Origin of the sequence: Syntrophorhabdus sp. (genome assembly GCA_012719415.1) — a bacterium.
Lineage (GTDB): Bacteria > Desulfobacterota > Syntrophorhabdia > Syntrophorhabdales > Syntrophorhabdaceae > Delta-02.
On record JAAYAK010000131.1, the window covers coordinates 1 to 3,688 of the forward strand.

4 protein-coding genes are annotated in these 3,688 nt (G+C 56.2%); 3 read left to right on the forward strand and 1 reads right to left on the reverse strand.

Annotated features, from left to right (window positions below):
- Positions 1-102: 102 nt before the first annotated feature.
- Positions 103-1,857: a DUF362 domain-containing protein gene (locus tag GXX82_08185; protein NLT23009.1), complete on the forward strand. Its 1,755-nt coding sequence runs from the start codon at positions 103-105 to the stop codon at positions 1,855-1,857.
- Positions 1,858-1,950: 93 nt separating this feature from the next.
- Here the strand turns inward: GXX82_08185 and GXX82_08190 are convergent, their stop codons facing one another.
- Complete coding sequence (locus tag GXX82_08190; GenBank protein ID NLT23010.1) at positions 1,951-2,688, reverse strand: SDR family oxidoreductase; 738 nt, start codon at positions 2,686-2,688, stop codon at positions 1,951-1,953.
- A gap of 159 nt (positions 2,689-2,847) precedes the next feature.
- On the opposite strand from GXX82_08190, the gene GXX82_08195 reads away from it, so the two are divergent.
- Together GXX82_08195 and GXX82_08200 are read left to right on the forward strand one after the other, a co-directional pair.
- A complete protein-coding gene (locus GXX82_08195; protein ID NLT23011.1) occupies positions 2,848-3,174 on the forward strand; it encodes a hypothetical protein in 327 nt (108 codons plus the stop codon).
- A gap of 98 nt (positions 3,175-3,272) precedes the next feature.
- The coding region (locus tag GXX82_08200) for a hypothetical protein (protein ID NLT23012.1) at positions 3,273-3,688 on the forward strand (416 nt) is incomplete at its 3' end.

Consider the following 3,688-nt stretch of genomic DNA (forward strand, 5'->3'; position numbering starts at 1 on the left):
CGCTTAACTTCTTTCATGCAAATGCCAAAACTGGTATAATCTTGCCACGTGTGACGGGGGCGGGGTAGGATCCACAATCGCACGGAGGAGGAGGTCAACAACATGGCAAGAGACATATCTTTCAAGACGGGAAGGCGAACCCCCACCCTTTTCAGGCTCCTCAGAGACCGCTATCTCAAGGAAGGCATCGATGACCGTTATATCGCCTTCAAATGGGAGGAATGGGCAAAGAACTCTTCCATCACGGTCTTCCGTGCCGTGAAGAACAACAGGGTTGTGGGATGGATCCTCTACGACAAGAAGACGAGCACCATCGAGGAAATGCTCGTGGAAGGAACGTGGAAAGGCAAGGACCCCCGTCCGGCGATGCTTGACACGCTGATCGCCCGTGAAAGCCTGGTGGCGGCGTCTCTTCTCGCGGCGGACCAGGAAAAGCACCGGTTTCTTGTCGAGTATGGTTTCAGGCCCGTTCTTTTCTTCAGCCGCAACGGCTTCGACCTCGTCAAGATGGAGTTGAGCACCTCTGTGCTGCTGAAGAAGACGGCCGCGGGTAAACCCTTTCATGCTTATCGAAAGAAGGAACGTGTAGCCGTCGAGAAGATACCCTCCACCCAGACATACGAAGAGATCAGGAGGGGTCTCGCCAATCTCATCGACAGGCTCGGCGGGCTCAGGCGGTTCGTCAAGCCCGGGCAAACGGTCGCCATCAAACCGAACGTCGTGAGCGACCACGGCCTCAAGGACGGAAAGGTCGTGGGCGGCATCGTCACCGACATCCGCGTCGTGAAGGCCCTGACGGAGATGCTCCTCGGCCTCGCATCCCACGTCTACATCACCGAAGGCGCTTCGATCAACCGCAGCGCCACCTCGAAGATGTTCAGCCACTACGGCTATGATGAGATCGTCTCCCTTGATCCTGAAAGGGTCAGTCTCGTCGACCTCAACACGGACAGGTTCATCGAGAAGCAGGTGCCGGGTTGCAAACGCATGTCATCCCGGAGGATTCCTTCCACCCTTGAAATGGTCGACGTTATCATCAACGTGCCGGTCTTGAAGATCCATTTCGCCGCCATTTCTTCCCTGGCCATCAAGAGCCTCCAGGGTGCCGTACCACCCATAGAGAAATACATGTCCCATTTCTTCGGCCTCTGGCAAAGCCTCGTCAATATCCACCACCTTGTCAAACCCAAACTGACCATTATAGACGGTCTCACCGGCCTTGAAGACTTCGGGCCCGTATCGGGCACCCCCATCACGATGGATGTCCTGATCGGCGGTACAAACCCCGTGGCAGTCGATGCCGTAGCCATGGAGATCATGGGTATCGACCCCAGGACATCTCCCCCTGTATTCCTCGCCTGGATGCAGGGCCTGGGACCACTCGAGAAGAACAAGATCAACGTCGTCGGCACCCCCGTCGAAGAGGTGGCGAAGAAATTCGTGCAACCCGCCATCGATGTCAGCGGCGGAGCCTGCCTCAAGATCCATGCCGACGAGGCGTGCACGGGGTGCAAAGGCTATCTGCACTTCGTCCTTTCCAAGCTGCGCAGGCCCGATCCCGCAGATCCCGGCCGGTCCCTTATCGACAGGCCTCTGGAGAAAAAGGCCAACATTTTCCTGGGCCCGTCGACAGCCGTCCCCATCAACCCCGATGAGACCAACATCTTCATGGGTGTCTGCCAGCAGCACCACGCCGGTCTCGGCACGCACATGCCCGGCTGCCCTCCCCACGCGGAGGTCATCACCAAGGCCGTTTACAGCCTCTTTCCCGACATTGAACCCCCCAAGTACGCCGACGAAACGGAAGAAACGAAACTGGGGAAAATGCTGGAGGAAATACTGAAAAAGACCGTTTGAACCGTTTAAGCAGCTTGAACCGCTTGAACGTTTCTGAAAAAGAGTTTTTCCCGTTCAAGCGGTTCTAACGGTTCAAGCGGTTCCAACCTTTTGTTAGACCCCCCACCCTCCCGACACCTTTATTTCCGTGCCGGTTATGTAGGATGCGTCCTCAGAGGCGAGAAAGGCAACCACACGGGCCACTTCTTCCGGTTCGCCTATCCTGCCCAGCATGCTCTCCACTATGATGGGTTCCCTGTACTTGTCGGGCATCCGCATGATGGGCGGAGTCCGTATCATGCCCGGGACGACGGCATTTATGGTCACACCATCCCTTCCTCCTTCACGCGCCAGGGTCTTGGTCAGACCCAGGACCCCGGCCTTGGCCGCGGCGTAGGCCACCTCGCCCTTGGCCCCCATGAGCCCGTATATGGAGCTCACGTTGACAATGCGTCCCCACCTGTTGGCGCGCATCTGCGGGAGGAGCAGCTTGGAAAGGAGAAAGGGCACACCGAGATGGATGGACAGAACGGCATTGTAGTCCGTCTTGTCGATCTTCGCCGTGATGCCGGGCCTGTCAAAGCCGGCGTTGTTGACGAGAATGTCTATCCTGTGGTCTGCCAGAAGCTCTTCGACCATCTTCACAAGGGGTTGCGTGCGCGTGAGGTCGATGATCCGGAAGACAACGTCGACGCCTTTCACTTTCAGATCCCGCGCAACGTGCGGAAGGGTTCTCCTGTTCTTGTCGAGAAGGATGAGGCGCGCGCCCCGCTCCCCGAAAACCTCGGCACAGGCCTTGCCGATACCCTGTCCGGCCCCGGTGATCAATGCAGTTTTGTCTTTCAGGCTCATGATCGCTCCTCGTGGTTTTATAGAAGTGTTCCACCGGAACGTCGTTATTCTACCGCAACGCTGGAACGGGTTACAACAAAATGTCAAAAGACTTGATTTCTTTGCCGACTTCCTATATTTCCTATAGTGCGGACCTATCCGTGAAGGATGACAGGACAGATGGAACTATTCGTGGTCATGGACAGATCGATACTGGGCCGAGGGGTCTTCGCGGTCTTCTCCAGCATCGAAAAAGCGCGGTCATTCAGCGACGACATGTATCGGAACACCAGCTTTCAGAGCGAGGTGAAGACCTGCACTGTCATCGGAGGCCCGGATCCCTCGGACAGGGTTTACGCAGCTCACTTCTATGACGATTTCTACGATACCCACGTATTCGACGGGATATATTCCGAAAGCAACCTCGCATATGATGCTGTCGGCAGGAAAGGGCTCATCATTCGATTCGTCATCGACTCCCCCGAAGACAGGGAGATCGTCGCCTAGACAAGGACCAGGGCCCCGTTTTCCATGTGACAATTATCATCGACTTTATCGGTGATACCATTTATGTTACTCTTAATGCAGATGGAGCGTGGCAGCCGATGAAGGTATCCGGTTTTTTTCCGAAACGTTTCGGGTCCCGTCTTTTCATCATGACGATCATGGCAGGGTTCATCCCCATCGCGATTTTCAGCATCCTCATCCACACCTTCTCGGGGCGTTTCGAATCAAGCATTCAGCGTGCCGTCGAGGACGGCTACAGAGAGGAATGGACCCAGAGTTCCGCCCTTCTCACAAAGATCGGTGAAGCCTCGATACGCCAGAAGGCCTACGACATCGCGGCTCAACTCAACCTCACCCTTCAGTCACATCCGTATATGACGCTCGGCGATCTCAGGCGCGACGCAAAGTTCCGCAGCGTGGCCGTTCAGGGTATAGGGGACCGCGGCTACACGGGTCTTCACGAAACGGATACCGGCGTCATCCGCTTTCACCGTGACCACAAGGTCGAAAACAC